Here is a 3,660-nt window from a genome sequence, read left to right as displayed (position 1 = left end):
AGGCCCTTCTTGCGGTTGTTGCGCAGGCAGACCAGCTTGTCGCCGGCCACCGGCAGCGGATCCTCGATGTTCCGTTTCTGCCGCACCCGCATGTTGTAGGCGCGACGCGTGTTGTTACGCCCGACCAGCACCTGGTCGGCATTCATCACTTTGTTCGGGTCGAGTTCGGCGCGCGACACCACCTCGCTTTCTCCGTAGCGGCCGATTTCGAGCGCGCGGCCCTCGCGGATATCCATCGACATCCGCACGATCGGATCGTTCTGCGCCTGGCGATGCACTTCGGTCAGCATCGCGTCGGGCTCGCAGTCGGTAAAGAACCCGCCGCCCTGGATCGGCGGCAACTGCGCGGGATCGCCGAGCACGAGCAGCGGGCACTCGAAGGACATCAGGTCGCGGCCGAGCTCGGCGTCCACCATCGAGCACTCGTCGATGATAATCAGCTTGGCTTTCGATGCCGGCGCGTCGTCCCAAAGCTCAAAACTCGGTTGCTCGACCCCGGATTCGCGGGCGCGGTAGATCAGCGAGTGGATGGTGGAAGCGTTGTCGCAGCCCTTGTTGCGCATCACCAGAGCGGCCTTGCCGGTGAAGGCCGCGAATTTGACCTCGCCATTGACGCCGTCGGCGATGTGTCGCGCCAGCGTGGTCTTGCCGGTGCCGGCATAGCCGAACAGCCGGAATACCGGTGGCGTGCCGTTCTTGCCGGGCTTTGCCTTCAGCCAGCGGGCAACGGCCTTCAGCGCGGAATCCTGATGCGGCGTGAAACTGGGCATGGGGGCTCGGCGGGAAAGGCCGTAGCGACGGCTCACAATCCGCGAAACTAACTATTTGCGCCGCCGGCGCAAGGCTTCTTGCGCGCGGCGGAATTGCCCGGACACTGGACTCCGCATCGGCAGGGAATACACTGTAACTATTCGGCGCGCGGGAGAAACACCATGAAATTCGGCATCTTCTACGAGCTGCAATTGCCCCGCCCGTGGCAGGAAGGCGATGAGCTCAGGCTCTATCAGGACGCGCTGACGCAATTGGAGACCGCCGACCGGCTTGGCTACGACTACGCCTGGGTGGTCGAACACCATTTTCTGGAGGAATATTCGCATTCGCCGTCGCCGGAATCCTTCCTCGCCGCCGCCAGCCAGCGCACTGCGAATATCCGGCTCGGCCACGGCATTTTCCAGCTCACCACCAATCATCCCGCGCGCATCGCCGAGCGCGTCGCGGTGCTCGATCTCCTGAGCAAAGGACGCGTCGAGTTCGGGATGGGCGAGAGCGCCTCGATCACCGAACTGACGCCGTTCGGTCGCGATATGGAAACCAAGAAGGAAGTATTCGAGGAAGCCGTCCGCGCCATCTTCCCGATGTTCAAGCCGGGCGGCAGCGAGCACCACGGCAAGTATTTCGACATGCCGCTGCGCAATGTGGTGCCGAAGCCCGTACAGAAACCGCATCCGCCGCTGTGGATGGCGTGCTCCCAGCTTCCCACCATCGAGCGCGCGGGCCAGAACGGTTTCGGCGCGCTCGGCTTCCAGTTCGTCAGTGCCGACGCGGCGCACGCCTGGGTCCATGCCTATTACAATGCGATTACAAAACGGCTGAACAAGCTCGCCGATTATGAGATCAATCCGAACATGGCGCTGGTGTCGTTCTTCATGTGCGCCAAAACCGACGAGGAAGCGCGGGCACGCGCCGACGGCGCGACGTTCTTCCAGTTCGCCTTGCGCTTTTACGGCGCCGCGCAGAACCGCCAGCGTCCGGCGCCCGGCACGGTCAACATGTGGGACGAATACAACAAGTGGAAGCGCGAAAATCCGCAGGCCCAGGAGGCAGCGCTGCGCGGCGGCCTGATCGGATCGCCGGATACCATCCGCAGAAAACTGCGGCGGTTCCGCAGTTCGCACATCGACCAGGTCATCCTGCTCAATCAGGCCGGCAAGAACAGCCACGAGCACATCTGCGACTCGCTCGAATTGTTCGCCCGTGAAGTGATGCCGGAATTTCGCGACGATCCCGAGCACGACGCCTGGAAGGCCGGCGTGATGAGCGGTGCGACAAAGCTCGAGGAGATCGACACCGAAGCCTTCACCGACCGCTACGGCAAGCTCGCGCTGAGCGTCGCACCGGCGAAGCCCGAGGCCGCCGCGGTGGAATAGCGGCTCGGTATAGTACTGGTCTAGTACTCCTTTAGATATTTGTCAGCATTCCAGGGCTACGGACAACGTCGAGGCCAAGGAGACTGTCCTGTTCGTCTGCCGCCCCTGGCATAGAAAAGCAGGCGCGTCCCCAGAGCAAATTTTGGATACCCATTTCATTGACCAATTCGTTGGACCGTCAGACGTTGCGAGCCAACCCGGATTCGCCGCCGCGTTCTGACCGGCGCGACCAAACCCGAAAGGACGGAGTCATGATCACGAGACGCCATATTCTAGGCGCGGCGCTGGCTGTTTCAGCTGTAGCGATATCCCGCGCGCAGGCGCAGGACAAGCCAACCGAGATTCGCATCGGCACGCAGAAGGGCGGATTCTTTCCGGCCGTGCGGCAGCGTCATTCGGTCGAGGACGCATTCAAGCCGCTCGGCATCGAGATCAGGTGGATCGATTTCCAGTTTGGCCCGCCGCTGCTCGAGGCGATCAACGTCGGCAGCGTCGACTTCGGCTATGTCGGCGATGCGCCGCCGATTTTTGCGCAGGCCGGCGGCGCCAGGATTCGCTACGTGGCCGCGGTCAAATCCGATGGAAACACCCAGGCGATCATTGTGCCGCAGGATTCCCCGATCAGGACGCTGGCCGATCTCAGGGGCAAGCGCATTGCCTTTGCCAAGGGATCGAGCGCCCACAACCTGCTGGTCGCCGCGCTGGAGAAGGCCGGACTTGGCTGGAGCGACATTTCGCCCGCGCCGCTGGCGCCGGCCGATGCAACTGCGGCATTCGTGAAAGGCTCGGTCGACGCCTGGTCGATCTGGGATCCCTATCTCGCGCTTGCCGAGCTCAAGGACCATGTCCGCGTGATCGCCTTCGACAAGGACGTGCACAAGCCCAATTCCTTCTACATCGCTGGCTCGGATTTCGTGGAAAAATATCCCGTGCTGGTGGCGCGGCTCAACGCTGTCTTCGCGTCCGAAGGCCTATGGGCCGATACCCATCACGACGAGGTCGCGAAGGCGCAGGCGGAAGCCACCGGCGTCGATATCGATGCCATCAGGCGTTTTGTCGATCGCTCAAGCTACCGCGTCGTTCCGGTCGACGACGAGGTCATCAAGAGCCAGCAGGCTGTCGCCGACCGCTTTGCGCGCCTCGGCTTGATCCCGAAGCCGGTCAACGTATCCGACATCGTCTGGAAATGGACACCGGGCTCCTGAACGCCATTAAACGAAAGAGAACTGGCTGCGAATATGTTCAGCCAATCCGCGACATTGATTGCGAATGTCGGGAACAGCCACAATTTCCCAAAAGGTAGCGCGTGTCAGGGGGCCGACGGCGAAGATCCGCGTGGAGGGTTGTCCGGACGCATCGACGAGCGCACATTCGTTGGTGGCATCCAGGCTCATGCCCAAGGGGTCGATCTTGGCAAGCCCGTTGTCGAACAGGCTGCGCAGTACGGGATTGCCGGTGTTATGCGGGATCGGATTGATACCCGTGCATTCCACGATGCGGTCGGCTTCCAGCG

At 62.3% G+C, this 3,660-nt stretch carries 3 protein-coding genes and 1 pseudogene; 2 read left to right on the top strand and 2 right to left on the bottom strand.

Annotated elements, in window-relative coordinates:
* Positions 1-770 (bottom strand): ATP-dependent DNA helicase (locus ABSG20_RS32195; RefSeq protein WP_423868485.1); only part of this gene is annotated, 770 nt, incomplete at its 3' end.
* Between the two features lie 162 nt (positions 771-932).
* On the opposite strand from ABSG20_RS32195, the gene ABSG20_RS32190 reads away from it, so the two are divergent.
* Together ABSG20_RS32190 and ABSG20_RS32185 are read left to right on the top strand one after the other, a co-directional pair.
* A complete protein-coding gene (locus ABSG20_RS32190) occupies positions 933-2,147 on the top strand; it encodes an LLM class flavin-dependent oxidoreductase (protein WP_423868484.1) in 1,215 nt (404 codons plus the stop codon).
* A gap of 251 nt (positions 2,148-2,398) precedes the next feature.
* On the top strand, positions 2,399-3,352 hold the full coding sequence (locus ABSG20_RS32185; RefSeq protein WP_423868483.1) for an aliphatic sulfonate ABC transporter substrate-binding protein: 954 nt from the start codon (positions 2,399-2,401) through the stop codon (positions 3,350-3,352).
* 6 nt (positions 3,353-3,358) lie between these two features.
* Here ABSG20_RS32185 and ABSG20_RS32180 read toward each other — a convergent pair.
* Positions 3,359-3,660 (bottom strand): annotated as a pseudogene (locus ABSG20_RS32180) (FAD/NAD(P)-binding protein); the annotation flags it as partial.

This window comes from Bradyrhizobium sp. (genome assembly GCF_049512235.1).
In the GTDB taxonomy this organism is placed as follows: Bacteria; Pseudomonadota; Alphaproteobacteria; order Rhizobiales; family Xanthobacteraceae; genus Bradyrhizobium.
The sequence above is the reverse complement of the archived record's forward strand: the minus strand, read 5'-3'. Positions and strand labels throughout refer to the sequence as shown.